This window comes from Marinitenerispora sediminis, assembly GCF_003336425.1.
Classification (GTDB): domain Bacteria; phylum Actinomycetota; class Actinomycetes; order Streptosporangiales; family Streptosporangiaceae; genus Marinitenerispora; species Marinitenerispora sediminis.
The window spans coordinates 30,997-46,923 of record NZ_QEIO01000052.1 but is presented as its reverse complement, the minus strand read 5'-3'; the positions used below and the strand labels follow the sequence as shown (position 1 = coordinate 46,923).

The window sequence follows — 15,927 nt, the reverse complement described above, 5'->3', positions numbered from 1 at the left end:
TCTGGTCCGGCCACGTGCGTCGGGCCGTCACCTCCGCCGGAGACGCCTCGCGCGCGGCCGGGCATGGAAAACCGCCACGGCGGGCGGCCAGGGGCGGTTACGGCCGTCTAGGGCTGCTCGATCTCTGCCGTGAAGAATTCCCGGAAATCGGAGGCGAGTTTCCGCATCTCCTCACCGGCCGCGTGCACGGTGGTGGTCGCGAAATCCCATCGCCCGTACGGGGGACGACCGTGGACGCCCCACGTCAGGTGGACGTGTCCACCGGACCGGTGCTCGGCCGAGAGCGTCAGCTGCCGCTCGATGGAATGCCAGGTACGCGCCCCTGCCCAGCCTCGGAAGTCCTCGGCCGCTGAGAAGAGGAAGGTGCAGAGGCCGTCGCCGTTGAAGGTCCGCACCGACGTCTGGACCCGCGCCCACTCTCCGCGCGCTGTCACCAAGAGGTCGAGTACCGGGTCGTCTTCTCCGTAATCCTCCCTGAACGGCCGTAGTCGATCCGAGAAGAGCAGATGGAGCGCACGGGATCCGGGCTGCCCCACCCGGAGGACCAGTCCCCCTGAAGCGTCGTAGTCGATCACACGGACAGGCTAGGCGCCTGGCGGGTGTCGCCGATCGGGAAGGGCGCGCTGCTCTCGTGATCTCCGCGTTAGCGGACCCGGGCGGCGCCCGCCGGCTCCGCTCGGCTGGAGTCCGCCGCGCGGCTCACTCGACGGGCCGCAGCGAATCCATGACGGCCTCGCGGGTGCCCGCTCCGCTCTGCCACCCGGCGGCGTCGTCGCCGTAGGCCACGAGGATCTCGGTGCCGTCGTCGCCGCGCACGAGCAGCCACGTCATCATGATCGTGGGGCCGCCCGCGTCGTTGCGCCACGTCCGCAGCGCCGCCTCGCCGGCCGGATGCCCGACCTCCTCCAGCCGAACGGGTTCGCCGTCGACCGCGTCGGTGCGCTCGGCGAGGAAGTCGTACGGGGCCATGCCGTCGAGGTCCACCTCGCGGAACCTTACGTGCGGATGCCCCTCGCTCGCGGTGAACTCCAGGCCGCCGTCGTCGCTCTCCCCGACCGACCACGTCTCCGGCACCGCGAGGCGGAACCCCGCGGTCTCGTGGTACACGAACCCATCGGGGGCCGCCGACGGCGAGACGGGGGACCCGGTGACGTCGGAGGTGGGCGTCGGCGTCGGCGGTGGATCGGGGAACAGCTCCTTGGAGAGGTACTCCACCACGAGCGGCGCGAGCACGAGCGACACCAGCCCGGCCGCCAGCGTGCCGAGTGCGGCCCAGAACCGGCGGCGGTGCGACCGCTCCCCGTCCGCCGGCTCCTCGTCGGAGGTCCCCCCGCCGCTCCGCGCCGGAACGGCCGGGCGCATGCCAGCCAACTGCGAGAGGTCGAGCCCGGTCGGCGTGGCGTCCGCCGCGCCGCCGGCCGCCGCGACCGCGGCCAGCGCCGCGTCGAGCTCCGGCGCGGCCGGGCGCAGCTCCGGGTCCCGCCGCAGCATGCCCTCCAGCACCGGCTGGAGCGCTCCGGCCCGCACCGGCGGGTCGGGCGGCTCGTCGATCACCGCCGCCGCCTGCGCGGCGGGCGTCGGGCGCTGGTGGGTCGGCCGGCCCTCCACCGCGAAGTAGAGCGTGGCGCCGAGCGACCACAGGTCGGCCGCCGGCGTCGCGGTGCCGTCCACCAGCCGTTCCGGCGCCACGTACCCGGGCGACCCGGGCAGCTGGCCGGTGAGGGTGAGCGGCTCCTCGGAGTCGGCGACGGCGATGCCGAAGTCGGTGAGCACCGCCCGCCCGTCGTCGAGCAGCAGGACGTTGGAGGGCTTGACGTCGCGGTGCACCACCCCCGCCGCGTGCGCCGCTCCCAGCGCCGAGAGCAGCTGCCGGCCGATCCCGGCGGCCCGGCCCGCCGGTAGCGGGCCGTCCTCGCGCACGACCGCGTCCAGGCCCCGGCCGGGGACCAGCTCCATCACGATCCACGGCCGGTCGCCCTCCCGCACGACGTCGTGGACGGTGACGATCGACGGATGGCTCAGCTTCGCGCAGATCCGCGCCTCGCGCATGGTGCGCAGCAGCAGCTCCTCGCGTGCCGCCGGCTCCAGGCCGGGGGAGAGCCGGACCTCCTTGACGGCCACCTGCCGCCCCAGGACGGCGTCCTCGGCCCGCCAGACGGTGCCCATGCCGCCATGCCCGACCGGTTCGAGCAGCCGGTAGCGGTCCGCGATCGTGGTGGGGGACATGACGTAAGACAGTAGTCGCGGCGCCGCTGCCCGCACAGGGGCCGTACGGAACCGGAACCGGCCGCGCACCGTCACCGCCGACGGCGACGCCCCGGTCAGCGCCCGGCGCCGGCGGCCGGCCCGGGGCCGTCCAGCAGGCCCGCCGATCCGCGCACCACCGCGGCCGCCCACCGGTAGTCCTGCTTGCCGACGGCCGTGCGCTTCACCTCGGGCACCACGTGGATGCGCCGCGGCACCTTGAAGCCGGCCAGCCGGTCGCGGCAGAAGTCCCGCAGCTGATCGCCCGACGGCCGGTCGTCGGCGGCGAGCGACACCACGGCCGCGACGCGCTGGCCGAGGCGCTCGTCCGGCGCGGCGACCACGATCGAGTCGGCGATCGCCGGATGCGCCTTCAGCACCGACTCGACCTCCTCCGGGTACACCTTTTCGCCGCCGGTGTTGATCACCGACGCGCCCCGGCCGAGCAGCACGATCGAGCCGTCTTCGGCCACGGCGCCGAAGTCGCCGGACATCACCCAGCGCCGGCCCCCGGGGTCGGTGGGGAACGTCCGCGCGGTCGCGACCGGGTCGTTGTAGTAGCCCAGCGGAATCCGGCCGGTGCGCGCGATACGGCCGACCTGCTCCGAGCCGGGCGGAAGCGGGCGCAGCTCCGCGTCCAGCACGGCGACGCTCGCGCCCATGGTGAACCGGCGCACGTCGCCGTCCCCGGCGTGGTCGGCCTGCGACGCACCGCACACGCCGGTCTCCGAACCGCCGTAGCTGTCGCGCAGCGCGATGCCCGGCCGCCACGACCGCCACAGCGCGCGCACCGCCGGCGTCAGGGGCGTGCCGCCCGACGTCACGGAGGCCAGTTCGGGGCAGCGGTCCGGCTCGGCGCGCAGGCGCAGCGCGATGGGCCGGGCCATCGCGTCGCCGACGCACTGGAGGACCTGCACCCGCTCCCGCTCCGCCAGGTCCAGCACCCGGCCGGGGTCGAAGGTGCGGTCGGTGTTGAGGACGACGGTCTGGCCGCTGAACAGCGTCGCCAGGGCGTTCCACTGGCCGGCGGCGTGCATCAGCGGGCCGAGCACCAGCATCGGGCGCGGCTCGGCCCGGCGGGCGCGCTCGCCCAGCTCCGCCGCGGAGCGGGCGCGCGGGGCTCCGCGCCGGCGGGGCTCCAGCGCGGCCCGGAAGATGTCCTCCTGCCGCCACAGGACCCCCTTGGGGTAGCCGGTGGTGCCTCCGGTGTAGAGCAGGTAGCGGTCCGCGCCGCTCGTGGGCGGCAGCGCGCCGTCCGGGGCGGCGGCGAGGGCAGCCTCGTAGTCGGTGCCCCCGGTGCCCCCGGTGCCCCCGGTGCCTGGGAGCGGGTCGGCGGCGGGCTCGGTGCCGTCGTCGAGCAGCAGCACATGCCGGAGCAGCGGCAGGTCGTGGCGGATGCCCGCGACCCGGCGGGCCAGCGCGCGCTCGGCGATGAGGGCGACCGCGTCGGCGTCGGCCAGCACATGCCGGAGCTCGCCGGGCACGTACCGGTAGTTGACGTTGACCGGCACCGCGCCGGCGCGTAGCGCGCCGAACGCCGACTCCAGCCACTCGGCCCGGTTGAAGGAGAGGACGGCGACGTGCTCGCCGGGGCTGATCCCCGCGGCCCGCAGGTGCCGGGCCATCCGGGTGGCGCGCTCGTCCAGCGCGGCGAAGGTGAGGCGGCGCCGCCCCGCGACGACGGCGGTGCGCTCCGGTACGGCGGCGGCGACGGCGGCCAGCAGGGCGGACAGCGAGAATCCGTCCGCGGCATCCCCGGACCCGGCCGCCACCGCCGCTGAACATCGAGTTTCGGTCATCCTCGCCCCTTGATCGCAGTCTTACCCCTGGACCGCTACAGGGACCGATCCTCCAGGTATGGGCCGCGTCACGTCCGGGCGGGGTGGGGCGTCGCCGGACGGCGCGCCGCCGCCGGATCCGCTGGTGGCGGGCGCCGTCCGGCGCCGCCGCGGGGAGGAGGCACGGACAGCGCCGCGCCGGCCCGCCGGCGCGATGTGGGGCACGTCACGTCCAATCCGGACGTCCGGCACACCTGCGCCTCCCCTTCGGCAAGAGCGTGATGTGCCAGCCGCTCCGCCGGTGCTCTGGCCAAGGCGCGCCCTTGTGCCGGGCGCGCGGCCTCTGTTCGACTGCTGGGGCCGCGCCCGCGCCGGCGCTTCACGCCGTCCGGCCGCGGGTATCCAATGATCGGACGACGATCAACGGTGATCGGAGGCAACTGGATGAGCGACACCCGCAGTCTGGGCCACGACACGGTCAGCGACGGCGATCCCGTCGGACCCTTCACCACGACCCCGCAGCACATCGGACTCGCCGAGCGGCACTCGGCGCACAACTACGCCCCCCTTCCCGTCGTCATCGCCGAGGGCGACGGCACCTGGGTCACCGACGTCGAGGGCCGCCGGTACCTGGACTGCCTGGCCGGCTACTCGGCCATGAACTTCGGACACCGCAACCCGGATCTGCTGGCGGCGGCGCACCACCAGATCGACCGGATCACCCTCACGAGCCGCGCCTTCTACAACGACCAGTTCGCCCCCTTCGTCAGCGCGCTCGCCGAACTCGTCGGCAAGGACCAGGTGCTGCCGATGAACACTGGCGCCGAGGCGGTCGAGACCGGTATCAAGCTCGCGCGCAAGTGGGGCTACGAGGTCAAGGGCGTCCCCCGGGACCAGGCCACCATCGTGGTCGCGGGCGGCAACTTCCACGGCCGCACCACCACCGTCATCTCCTTCTCCCAGGACCCCGAGGCCTACGGCGGGTTCGGACCCTACACCCCCGGCTTCCGTGTCGTGCCCTACGGCGACGCCGAGGCCGTCGCCGCCGCCATCGACGCCACGACCGCCGCGGTCCTCGTCGAACCCGTGCAGGGGGAGGCCGGCGTCATCGTGCCCCCGCCGGACTACCTGCCGCGGCTGCGCGAGATCTGCGACCGCGAGCGCGTGCTGCTCATCGCCGACGAGGTGCAGTCCGGCCTCGGCCGCACCGGTACCGTCCGGGCCTGCGAGCACACCGGGGTCGTTCCGGACGTCTACCTGTTCGGCAAGGCGCTCGGCGGCGGGATCCTGCCGGTGTCGGCGGTCGTGGCCGACGCCGACGTGCTCGGCGTCATCCGGCCCGGCCAGCACGGCAGCACCTTCGGCGGCAACCCGCTGGCCTGCGCGATGGGGCGGACCGTCGTGCGGATGCTGCGCGAGGGGCCGTACCTGGAGCAGGCCCGCCGGCTCGGCACGCTGCTCAGCGCCCGGCTCGCCTCCCTCGCCGGCGACGGCGTGGTCGCCACCCGCAGCATCGGCCTGTGGGCCGGCATCGACGTCGACGAGTCCCTGGCATCGGGCCGCGAACTGTGCGAACGCCTCGCCGCCCGCGGCGTCCTCGTGAAGGAGACCCGCCGGTCGACCATCCGCATCTCCCCGCCGCTGGTCATCAGCGAGGAGGAACTCGAATGGGCCCTCGACCAGGTCGTCGCGGTGCTCGCCGACCTGAGAGGAGCGCGCTAGGCCGCTGAGCGGTGTCCGCCGACCGCGGGGGCCCGTGGCGGCGGACACCGGGAACCCGCCTCTGACGGCTCACTTCGGTGCCCGGCGAGCGCGTCGTCCGTCCGGACGGCGGGTCGGCGCCTCCGGTGCGGCAGAGGCGCGCCCGCGGCCACGCGGACCAGCTCACCGACGCGGAGCCGGTCCGCGCGGCCGCGCTCGCGGCGTGCGCTCCGGGTTTCATCGGCCGTGCGGGTGCGCCGCCATGGGCTGGTCGAACAGGTCGTCGGACCTCCGTTCACGGCCGCGGATGAGCTATCGCGCCGCTCACGGCCGCGGCTGGCTAGCGCCTGTGGCATGTCTTCACGTAGCTGAGGAATGATGCTTGCAGCCCGGTGACGTGCGTCTCCTGCAACAGCACGTTCGAAACCTGCGCTGACCGCCCCTGGGTGTGCAGCTGTTCCACCGTCGTAAGGACGTTACGGGCCATTCCGCGATAGAACGGAATGTCTCCGAGCAGTTCGGCTTCGTTCAGCGTGATGTGCAGCCGTGGCGCGGCCGCGTCCTCGCCGAGTTCTGGCAGGGCTTCGACGAGGGTGAAGATCTGGCTGTCCGTACTGGCCACACCGGGGCTGCCCGCACCGATGCTCGCGAAGAGCCCGGTCTCGCGCAGCCATGCGTAGAGGGCGAAAAGACCTCCGTAGGAGTAGCCGAAGAGGCCGTGCCCGGACTCGCTGACACGCAGCTTCGACCGCAAGTGAGGGTGGAGCTCGCTGGTCAGGAAGTCGAGGAAGACGTCGGCGTGGGAGTCCTCCAGCTCCGCGAGGTAGGCGTCGACCTGCTCCTGGGTCATCGCACCCGCATCGCGAGCCGCCGTGAGGGTAGCCAGCATGTCGTCACCGACAGGTTCCCCCGGCGGCACGAGGTCGCGGTTGCGAATCTGGGCCCAGGCCGCAGCCTCCTCACCGGCATACCCGATGCTGACCTGGATGTAGGGGGCGATCGTCAGATACGGGTCCGCCTGGGTGACGATGAGGGGCGCGGTGAGGCCGACCGTCCAGTTACCGTCCAACACGTAGATCAGCGGGAGGGGATCCGTGGAGTCCGCATAACCGGGGGGTGTGGTCACCCATACTCCGTAGCGGTGCCCTGACCGGGCGGTCACCTCCAGGTACTCCGTGTCCGGCAAGCAGCCGTGCAATATCTCGCTCATCGGGTTCTTCCCTTCATGATGCGCCCGCCCTTGACGACGAGGGTGCGTGAACTGTGTGTCGTCGAGACGGTCGCGCCCCCCGACGACACCGCCCGTGACGCACAGCTTCAGGAAACTCGCGCCACGACGGAACGACTCGCGCACATTGCCCCGAAGCTCATCGGCATTACCCGACATCAGCGACAAGGCACAGAGCCCGGGAATGTGGTGAGCGTCCCACAGCCCGGTGGGCTCCCATGCGGCCCCGTAGTAGCCGTGCCCCCCGGTCTGGCACTGCACAGGACCGCACGAGAGCACCCGTGGACCTCGCACCTTGCCGTTCGCGATGACCCCGACGACTCCGCCGTCGATGCCACCGGTGTCGCACACCGTGGTGAAGCCCGCGTCAAGGGCGTGGCCCGCGGCGGCGAAGATGTCGGCAGCGAGCTCGGGGGCCGAGAGCTGGAACCCGAACTGCGCTCTGACCGGGCTCGCGAGACCCAGGTGGACGTGTGCGTCGATCAGTCCCGGGGTCACAGCCATGCCACTGAGGTCGACGACCGCCGCGCCCGACGGCGCGCGCCCGATCGCGGTGATCACGCCGTCCTGCACGCACACATCGATTGCGGTCGGGTCAGCGCCCGATCCGTCCGCGACGACACCGCCGACCAACCATGTACCGGTCACCGGACCTCCTCTCGCAGACCGCCCCCCACCATCCTCAACAGTGGTGAATTGAATATGCGGTAACGTACTCAACAGTGGTGAAACTGTCAACGGAGGCAACGTGCGATCGCCGGTGGGGGAAGGGAAGAAGCGTCTCCTGGAGGCGCTGTTCGATGAGTTCGGCGAGAACGGCCCCAGCCCGAACCTGTCGATGCGCCAGGTAGCAGAGCGGCTCGGTGTGCACCACACGTTGCTGACGTATCACTTCGGGTCGCGGCCGGGTCTGCTGCGTGCTGTGCTGTCAGAGGCGCGCCGCCGCGATAACCTCGTCATCGCCGCGACCGGCAACGAACTCGGGTTCGCGGCCCTGTGCAGAGCCATCTGGGACTTCTACTCGGACCCTGCGCACGAAGACCGCACCCATGCCTTCTTCCACCTGGTCGGGCTCGCGGTCTATGAACGCGACGCGTTCCAGGAGCTCGTCGTCGACATCGATGACCTGGCGCACCTGCTCGAAGCGGCAGCTCTTCGCGACGGCGCTACGGCGACCGACGCCAGGCGGCAGAGCATCATCGCCACCGCATGTCTGCGAGGACTCTTGCTGCAGAGGCTGCTGACCCCGACCGCCGAGGTCGACGCCGCGGCCGAGCGCTTCATCACCTCGTTGGCGGCATTCGAGGGTGGAAGTCACACATCGTCAACCACCGTGACCTACGGGCCGACCGGTCAGTAGGTCGCGCCGGCGCTGAACCCGGCGCACGGGGCGGTCCGCGTGCGTCTGGCGCGACCGGCGTGGTGGGACGCCGGCGGACAGGTGCTGCGCGGGCGCGGACCGAGGGGCGGGTGGGCCAGCAGGCCGGGTCGTGTTCCCGGAGGTCCGCGGCCGGCGGGTGCCGCTGCTCGGCACGGCCGGTGGCGTCAACGAGTGGCGTCCTGGGTGTCCGCGTGCCCCCCTCAGCTCTGGTTGTTGAGGTCGCACGCCAGGGCGGCGGCCGCCCGCCGCACGATGGGGGCGGCGCGTTCGACGAAGGACCAGGTCATGCGGGACTCCGGTCCGGAGATGGAGACCGCCATCATCGCCGGGCCGCCGCGCACCGGGACCGCCAGGCAGCGCACCCCGATCTCCTGCTCCCCGTCGTCGATGGCGTAGCCGCGCTCGCGGATGCGGGCCAGCTCCGCCGCGAACGCCTCGGGGGTCGTGATGGTGCGCTCCGTGGCGGCCGGCATCCCGGTACGCCGCACGGTGGCGAGCGCGTCGCGCTCCGGAAGGTGGGCGAGCAGCGCCTTGCCGACGCCCGCGGAGTGCGGCAGCACCCGCCGGCCGACCTCCGTGAACATGCGCATCGCGTGCGGGGAGGGGACCTGCGCCACGTACACGACCTTGTCCCCGTCCAGCATCGCGAGGTTGGCCGTCTCGCCGAGCTCGTCCACGAGCTGGGCGAGGTGCGGCCGGGCCCAGGTGCCGAGCATGCGCGACGCGCTCTCGCCGAGTCCGATCAGTCGCGGGCCGAGCGCGTAGCGGCGGGACGGCAGCTGCCGGACGTACCCGCTGCCCACGAGGGTGCGGATGATGCGGTGGATGGTCGGGAGCGGGAGGCCGGAGGACTCCGCGAGCTGGCTCAGCGAGATCTCCCCGCCCGCGTCGGCCATGATCTCCAGGAGCGAGAACGCCCGGTCCAGCGACTGCACGCCGCCGGAACGGCCGCGGGGAACGGCGTCGGCGGAGAGCAGCTCCGCGTCGGCGGCGCCGGTCGCCGGCTGTGAGGTTGCCAATGGTCCAGCTCCCATCAGACGGCCGGTACCGGGCGATCGCTCCGGTCGGCCGGTCGGGTCCAGGGTTCTCATTCTGCGATACGCCGAGGCCGGGTAGCCATCACCGTGCCCGGGCGGTACGGCTGGTCCGCCGCTGCCGCGATCCGGTGTGCCTGGCGTGTCGGCCGGGCGGGATGACCCGGGCGGCGGACACCGCCCCGCACGGTTGTTCTTCCGGATTGTAGAAGTTATCGTCCGGTAAGCAAGCTCCGCGGTGGGTAGGCCCGGCTTACGGCCCGCCCGAGCCGGGCGGCGCGACGGCGAGAGGGGCGAGCGGTGGGCGGACGGGGCACGCGGCCGGACCCGGCCGGGCCGGCACGGATCGACCTCGCCGGGATGAACGACGAACTGGACGCCCGGCTGGCCGCCGCCGACGCCCGGCTCCGCCGCGACTACCCCGGCCACCACGGCGGCCGCCAACCGGTGCACACCGTCTACGTGCCGGCCGACCAGGTGCGTCCGGGACTGGCCCGCGACTGGGGCGGGCGCGCGCTGCGCGTGCTCGACCGGCACGCCCCCGACCCCGCGGCCCTGGCCGTCGCCACCGGCCTGTCCGAGCCGCTCGTCGCCGCCTGCCTGCCGGCGGTGCGCGCCAAGCTGGGGCGCGAGCCGATCGAGGACCTGCGGATCGACCTTGAGGACGGCTACGGGGAGCGTCCGGACGACGAGGAGGACCGCGACGCCCGCGCCGCCGCCGCGGTGCTGCGCGACGAGGCCGCCGCCGGAACGGCCCCGCCCGGCAGCGGCATCCGCGTGAAGGGCTTGGACCCGGGCGGCCGGCGGCGCGGCACCCGCAGCCTCGCGCTGTTCCTCGACGCCCTGCTGGAGGGCGCCGACGGGCTCCCGGACGGGTTCGTCCTCACCCTTCCCAAGATCACGTCGGTGGACCAGGTCGCGGCGATGGCCTGGGTGACCGAGCGCCTGGAGCGCGACCTCGGCCTCGCGGACGGCGCGCTGCGGTTCGAGCTGCAGATCGAGACTCCGCAGTCGATCCTCGCGGCCGACGGCACCGCCGCGGTCGCCCGCATGGTGCACGCCGGTGCCGGGCGGGTCACCGGGCTGCACTACGGAACCTACGACTACAGCGCCGCCTGCGGGGTGGCCGCCGCCTTCCAGAGCATGGCCCACCCGGTGGCCGACCACGCCAAGGCCGTCATGCAGCTCGCCGCCGCCGGCACCGGGGTGCGGCTGTCGGACGGTTCCACCAATGTGCTCCCCGTTGGGGGCACGGCCGAGGTCCACGCCGCGTGGCGGCTGCACGCCGGCCTGGTGCGCCGCTCGCTCCAGCGCGCCTACTACCAGGGGTGGGACCTGCACCCGCACCAGCTGCCCACCCGCTACCTCGCCACCTACGCGTTCTACCGCGAGGCGTTCGGCCCCGCCGCGGCACGGCTGCGCGACTACCTCGGCGAGGTCGGCGGCGGCGTGCTCGACGAGCCGGCGACCGCGCAGGCGCTGGCGGACGCCCTGGTGCGCGGCCTGGACTGCGGGGCGCTCACGGACGCGGAGGTGACCGAGGCGGCCGGGGTCCCCCGCGCGGTGCTGGACGGGTTCGCCCGCCGCCGGGTGGGATGACGGCCGGGGGACGGGCTCCCCTCTCCTCCGGCCAGGAGGCCAGGAGGCCCGGAGGACGGAGGGCCTTTCCATCCAGACCGGCAGCGCTCTGCGGGGGCACCGCCGCGGGTGGCCGTCCTGCGCACCCCGCAGGACGCCCGCTCGCTTCACACCGGTACGAGCGCTGCCGCTGCGCGCGGGCGTGCGGCGAACCTGGTCAGCTGTCATTCCGGCCGACCCGACCGGAGCGGCATACTCTCGTGCGCCACGTGCGTCCGGTACGAACAGGCGATGGAGGTCGCGGACATGGCGACGGCGGACCCGACCGAGTACGACCTGGTGATCCGCGCCCCGCGGGCCCTCACCCCCGGAGCGGAGCGTGCCGTCGCGATCGGGGTACGCGGCGGCGTCATCGCGGCGGTCGCCGGTATCGACGCCGACCTTGGCGCCGCACGTGAGGAGCGGATCGCCGCCGACGAGGTACTGCTGCCCGGCCTGGTGGACAGCCACGTGCACGTCAACGAGCCGGGCCGCACGGAGTGGGAGGGCTTCGCCACCGCGACCGCCGCCGCGGCGGCCGGCGGGGTGACCACCATCGTCGACATGCCGCTGAACAGCGTGCCGCCCACCACAACGGTGCCCGGGCTGGCCGCCAAGCGGGACGCGGCACGCGGGCGGGTCGCCGTGGACGTCGGGTTCTGGGGCGGCGCGGTGCCGGAGAACAGCGCCCCGGGCACGACCGGGGAGCTGGCGGCGCTGCATGAGGCAGGGGTGTTCGGCTTCAAGGCGTTCCTGTCGCCGTCGGGTGTGCCGGAGTTCGGCCACCTCGGCTCCGCGGAGTTCGACTCCGCCGCCGCTGCCGTCGGCGCGTTCGGCGGCCTGCTCATCGTGCACGCCGAGGATCCGGACGTGCTGGCCGCCGCGCCGCAGCCGAGCGGGCGCCGCTACGCCGATTTCCTCGCCTCCCGCCCGGACGCCGCCGAGCACGCGGCGATCGCCCGCGTCATCGCCACCGCGCGGCGCACCGGAACCCGCGTGCACCTCCTGCACCTGTCCAGCGCCACGGCTCTGCCGCTCGTCGCCGAGGCACGCGCCGACGGCGTCCCGCTCACCGTCGAGACCTGCCCGCACTACCTCACCATCACCGCCGAGCAGGTGCCCAGCGGCGGCACCCAGTTCAAGTGCTGCCCGCCGATCCGCTCGGCCGCCAACCGCGACGCGCTGTGGCAGGCGCTGCGCGAGGGGACCATCGACTGCGTGGTCAGCGACCACTCGCCGAGCACCGCCGACCTGAAGCGCTTCGACACCGGCGACTTCGCCGCGGCCTGGGGCGGGGTGTCCTCACTCCAGCTCGGGTTCGCGGCGATCTGGACGGAGGCGTCCGAGCGCGGCTTCGGCCTCGCCGACGTGGTGCGCTGGATGGCGCAGCGCCCGGCCGAGATCGCGGGCGTCCCGCGCAAGGGCCGCCTGGCCGTCGGGTACGACGCCGACTTCGCCGTGGTCGCGCCCGAGGAGACGTTCCGGGTAGACGTCCGGCGGCTGCGGCACCGCAACCCGGTCAGCCCGTACGACGGCCGCGAACTGCGCGGCGCGGTGCGCCAGACATGGCTGCGCGGGGAGCGGGTGGACCCGGCCGAGCCGCGGGGACGGCTGCTGTCCCGGCCATAGGACGACCGGATCGCGAACCTACGGACTCCGCGTATTGACGCGCTGCGTTCCGTTTCGGTCCAGGACATCCGAATGCCGCCCTGGAATCACGGCGCTTTCTGACGCGGGCGGCCCACTCCCGGTTCCCCCATGGTGCTGTGATTCTGGGCCGAAAAATCTGCGACCGGGGATGAAACCGGGAGAAGCCGAGTGCCGTCTGTCCCTGTAGCACCTCAGCTCCATCGCCGCCCAAGCGGAGACGGGGCTCGGAGCGAAACGGCGTGGAATACGCTCGAACAGGAGGTCAAGGACAGCGCTTTCGTTCCCCCTGTCGTACGGCGCGCAGATGAGGGGCGCTGTGCGGGCATTTTTGACGGGCGACGAACAGGCGCTGTCCCGCGAATGAGAACGCGGTTTTCGTAGGTGCTTGGTCTGGCAGATCTTCGTCGACGTTCCAGGAGAAGCGATGAGTCAGATGAGGGATAACGAGCGCAGGTTGGAAGCGCAACTCGGGCGCAGACTGACCAAGGACGAAAAGCGTAGAGCCAGAGGGGTCGATGTGACGCTGGACGCCCTCCAGCACGGGCAGAAGGACGCGTTCGGTGAAGAGATTCCCGGCGCGCAGACCAGCCGGGACCGCAAGCAGATCGGTAGGCTCAAGGGCTCTCAGGGCAGGAGCAGCGAAGTCTCCAGCAGGAGCGTGCCCCAGAAGCCCAAGAGGCGGGGCCTCTTCGGCTAGCCCGTTCGTGGTCCGTGTTCGGGTGCGCCGCGTCCCCGAACACGGCCTCCCAGACCGTATCCCGAGGTGGGGGCCACTGAGCGCTCTGTCGACCCCGCCTACACGAACCCCGGCACCGACTCCCACGCCCGCCCCGCCTCCGGGGCGTCGTCGCGGTAGACCGCGGCCTCGATCAGCCCGTAGGGCCGGTCGGCCGCGTAGAACACCTCGTTGGGGTTGTCCACCCCGAATGGCGTCAGGTCCACCGCGAAGTGGTGCTTGTTGGGCGCCGACAGCCGGATCTCGGCGACCTCCGGGCGGGCCTCCAGCACGGTGCGGCCGATGGCGTACAGCGTCTGCTGCAGCGCGCGGCTGTGCGTGGTCGCGAAGGTCCCCAGGATGGTCGCGCGGATGGCCGCGTAGCTGGCGTCCCAGTCCGCGTCGGTGCCCGCGTAGCGCCAGCGGGCGGTCACCGACGTGGCGAGGATGCGGTCGGCGGTGTCGGCCAGCGTGGTGTACGCGGTCTTGGGGAAGCCCCGGAACTCCGATCCGGTGGACTTCAGCAGCACCAGGTCGCGCACTCCGGAGACCACCCACTCGCGATCGCCGTCCCTGGTGACGACGGTGGTGCGCACCTCGGCGCCGTCGCGCACGAAGGCGTGGTCGTGCGGGCCGTCGGCGGTGGTGATCCGGCTCCAGCCGTACTCCTCGACCTCCTGGCGGCTACCGCGCACGTAGTCGAAGCCGTCGACGAAGTGCCGGGCGAGCAGCAGCGCGAAGTCCTCGATCGCGCCGATCCGGTGCTCGCGGGCCAGCAGGTAGACGGTGTTCTTCTGGGTGTCGGTGGCCAGGCAGTTGGCGTTGTCGCCCTCGGTGTGCACCGCGTCGAAGTCGCCGCGCAGCTGCGTGGTGACGTTGAGGTCCCTGAGAATGTGCCGGGCGCTGTCGCGCGAGACGTGCACCAGCCGGACCTCGGCCTTGCCGTACTGGTTCTCTCCGAGCCGGATCGCCACGTCTGATCAGCTCCTTCACGCAGGGGACGGACGGCGTCAGCTGCCCCGGTAGGTGGAGTAGCCGAACGGACTGAGTAGAAGGGGGACGTGGTAGTGCGCCTCCTCGTCGGCGATCTCGAACACCACGGCGACCTCCGGGTAGAAGGAGCGCCGCCCCTCCCGCCGGAAATAGCCCTCGGTGTCGAAGACCAGCCGGTACACGCCGGCGGCCAGCCGGCGCGGACCGAGGTCGGTGATGCGGCCGTCGTCGTCCGTCCGGCCCACGGCCAGCGGCGTCCAAGCGGTCCGGCCGGTGTCGGCGGCGGCCTCCAGCGTCACGGCGACGCCCGCCGCCGGCCGGCCGGCGGCGGTGTCCAGGACATGCGTCGTCACGCGGGCGGCGGTCACGGCCGGGCCTCCGGCCGTCCCGCCGCGGCCTCCTGGGCGTCGAGGAGCTTCGCCAGGCGAACGAGCGCGATCGCGCGCAGCTCGCGGCCCGCCACCCGCAGTTCGGTCGCGGGGTCGTTGTCCAGCCGGGCGCGGAGGTCGGCCAGCAGTTCGGCAGCGGACCGGCCGCTCGCGCACACCAGGTAGATGTGCCCGAACCGCCGCTCGTACTCGGCGTTGCCGTCCCGCAGCGCCGCGCGTAGGTCGTCGTCGGCGCCCTCCAGCCCGGACTGCTCGTCGCGGGACCAGCGCGCCTCGGTGTGCTCGCCCTCGGCGCGTTCGCCGATCCGCGGGTGCCGGGCGAGCGCGTCCGCGATCTCCGTGCCGCTGACGGCCGCGGCGTACTCCCCGGCGGCCGCCAGGAGCTCCGCGCGGCTGGCGTAGGGGCGGCCGCGGGCCAGCGCCTCGACCCACGCGCCGACGTCCAGGCACCGCGCGAACTCGGCGCGGCACCGCTCGACCGGCAGCGCGTTGACCCCGGCCAGACCGGGATCCGCGGCCGATGCGGCGCTGCTCTCGGGCATGGACTCTCCAGGTGCGCTGGGTGTCGCGGCGGCTATGGCGACTATCTAGACCCGCACCGGGTGCGCATGTCAACCGTCCCCGGCGCCGGGCGGTCCGCCGATGGCGGGTTTCGTGCGTGCGGACGAACCGTGCCGGGCCGCCCGGCCGGATGTTCGTACCTTTCACGCCTTCCCGGCCGCCCGCTCGGTTTCGGGCCGCCGTTCCGCGCCGCGGGACCGCGGCAGGGCGCGTGCCGGTTCGAGGCGCCGACTGGCTAGGCGCTGTCGTGGCGCTGCCGGGCCGCCCGGATGTCGCCACGGTGAGTGTCGGCCCAGCCGCTGAGCGCGGTCAGTGGTTCGAGCAGGGTCCGGCCGAGGTCGGTGAGTTCGTAGTCCACGCGCGGTGGCACGGTCGCATAGGCGGTGCGGGCCACGAGCCCGTCGCGCACGAGCAGGCGCAGGGTGCGGGTGAGCATGCGCTGGCTGATGCCCTCGATGGAGCGGTGCAGTTCGTTGAAGCGGTAGCTGCGTCGACCGAGCAGGACCACGATCATCACGCTCCACTTGTTGCCGACGATATCCAGAACCTCGCGGACCGGACAGTCGTTGTCGGCCGGAACAGGCACGGGCACATGGAGGTGGGTGGCGGACATGAATGTGCCTCCTTACGTCGCGC

14 protein-coding genes are annotated in these 15,927 nt (G+C 73.1%); 5 read left to right on the top strand and 9 right to left on the bottom strand.

What is annotated here, in order from left to right; translation table 11 throughout:
• Positions 1-107 precede the first annotated feature (107 nt).
• The 3 genes from DEF28_RS12375 to DEF28_RS12365 all read right to left on the bottom strand — a co-directional run bounded on the left by DEF28_RS12375 (position 108) and on the right by DEF28_RS12365 (position 4,043).
• Positions 108-575, bottom strand: coding sequence for a DUF6228 family protein (locus DEF28_RS12375; RefSeq protein ID WP_181874366.1), 468 nt, complete (start codon positions 573-575; stop codon positions 108-110).
• Positions 576-699: 124 nt separating this feature from the next.
• Positions 700-2,226 carry a serine/threonine-protein kinase gene (locus DEF28_RS12370; RefSeq protein WP_147280170.1) on the bottom strand — a complete coding sequence of 509 codons (1,527 nt, stop codon included), beginning with the start codon at positions 2,224-2,226 and terminating at the stop codon, positions 700-702.
• A 95-nt stretch (positions 2,227-2,321) separates the two neighbouring features.
• Entirely contained in the window at positions 2,322-4,043 is a 1,722-nt protein-coding gene (locus tag DEF28_RS12365) for an AMP-binding protein (RefSeq protein WP_114433362.1), read from the bottom strand.
• Positions 4,044-4,466: 423 nt separating this feature from the next.
• Between DEF28_RS12365 and rocD the strand changes: the two genes are divergently transcribed.
• Positions 4,467-5,744, top strand: a complete 1,278-nt coding sequence (gene rocD / locus DEF28_RS12360; protein ID WP_114398473.1) for an ornithine--oxo-acid transaminase — start codon at positions 4,467-4,469, stop codon at positions 5,742-5,744.
• A gap of 319 nt (positions 5,745-6,063) precedes the next feature.
• Here the strand turns inward: rocD and DEF28_RS29070 are convergent, their stop codons facing one another.
• Positions 6,064-7,599, bottom strand: coding sequence for an alpha/beta hydrolase-fold protein (locus DEF28_RS29070; protein WP_199493246.1), 1,536 nt, complete (start codon positions 7,597-7,599; stop codon positions 6,064-6,066).
• Between the two features lie 100 nt (positions 7,600-7,699).
• Between DEF28_RS29070 and DEF28_RS12345 the strand changes: the two genes are divergently transcribed.
• The gene (locus tag DEF28_RS12345; protein ID WP_114398464.1) at positions 7,700-8,311 is read left to right on the top strand and encodes a TetR/AcrR family transcriptional regulator; all 612 of its coding nucleotides are present in this window, start codon (positions 7,700-7,702) and stop codon (positions 8,309-8,311) included.
• A gap of 221 nt (positions 8,312-8,532) precedes the next feature.
• On the opposite strand, the gene DEF28_RS12340 is transcribed toward DEF28_RS12345, so the two are convergent.
• Positions 8,533-9,267 carry an IclR family transcriptional regulator gene (locus DEF28_RS12340; protein WP_114398471.1) on the bottom strand — a complete coding sequence of 245 codons (735 nt, stop codon included), beginning with the start codon at positions 9,265-9,267 and terminating at the stop codon, positions 8,533-8,535.
• A 459-nt stretch (positions 9,268-9,726) separates the two neighbouring features.
• Here DEF28_RS12340 and DEF28_RS12335 point away from each other — a divergent pair, with 459 nt between their 5' ends.
• The 3 genes from DEF28_RS12335 (at position 9,727) to DEF28_RS12325 (ending at position 13,330) form a co-directional block, all read left to right on the top strand.
• Positions 9,727-10,965, top strand: coding sequence for a DUF6986 family protein (locus DEF28_RS12335; protein WP_114398470.1), 1,239 nt, complete (start codon positions 9,727-9,729; stop codon positions 10,963-10,965).
• Between the two features lie 270 nt (positions 10,966-11,235).
• Positions 11,236-12,612, top strand: a complete 1,377-nt coding sequence (allB, locus tag DEF28_RS12330; protein WP_114398463.1) for an allantoinase AllB — start codon at positions 11,236-11,238, stop codon at positions 12,610-12,612.
• A 406-nt stretch (positions 12,613-13,018) separates the two neighbouring features.
• Positions 13,019-13,330 carry a hypothetical protein gene (locus DEF28_RS12325; RefSeq protein ID WP_147280144.1) on the top strand — a complete coding sequence of 104 codons (312 nt, stop codon included), beginning with the start codon at positions 13,019-13,021 and terminating at the stop codon, positions 13,328-13,330.
• Positions 13,331-13,428: 98 nt separating this feature from the next.
• Here DEF28_RS12325 and pucL read toward each other — a convergent pair whose 3' ends face one another.
• The 4 genes from pucL to DEF28_RS12305 all read right to left on the bottom strand — a co-directional run bounded on the left by pucL (position 13,429) and on the right by DEF28_RS12305 (position 15,904).
• On the bottom strand, positions 13,429-14,322 hold the full coding sequence (pucL, locus tag DEF28_RS12320) for a factor-independent urate hydroxylase (RefSeq protein ID WP_114398461.1): 894 nt from the start codon (positions 14,320-14,322) through the stop codon (positions 13,429-13,431).
• A gap of 36 nt (positions 14,323-14,358) precedes the next feature.
• On the bottom strand, positions 14,359-14,694 hold the full coding sequence (gene uraH / locus DEF28_RS12315; RefSeq protein ID WP_114398469.1) for a hydroxyisourate hydrolase: 336 nt from the start codon (positions 14,692-14,694) through the stop codon (positions 14,359-14,361).
• 11 nt (positions 14,695-14,705) lie between these two features.
• Positions 14,706-15,272 (bottom strand): 2-oxo-4-hydroxy-4-carboxy-5-ureidoimidazoline decarboxylase, encoded by a 567-nt coding sequence (uraD, locus tag DEF28_RS12310; RefSeq protein ID WP_114398460.1) that lies wholly within the window; start codon positions 15,270-15,272, stop codon positions 14,706-14,708.
• Between the two features lie 254 nt (positions 15,273-15,526).
• Positions 15,527-15,904: a winged helix-turn-helix transcriptional regulator gene (locus tag DEF28_RS12305; RefSeq protein WP_114398459.1), complete on the bottom strand. Its 378-nt coding sequence runs from the start codon at positions 15,902-15,904 to the stop codon at positions 15,527-15,529.
• Positions 15,905-15,927: the final 23 nt, after the last annotated feature.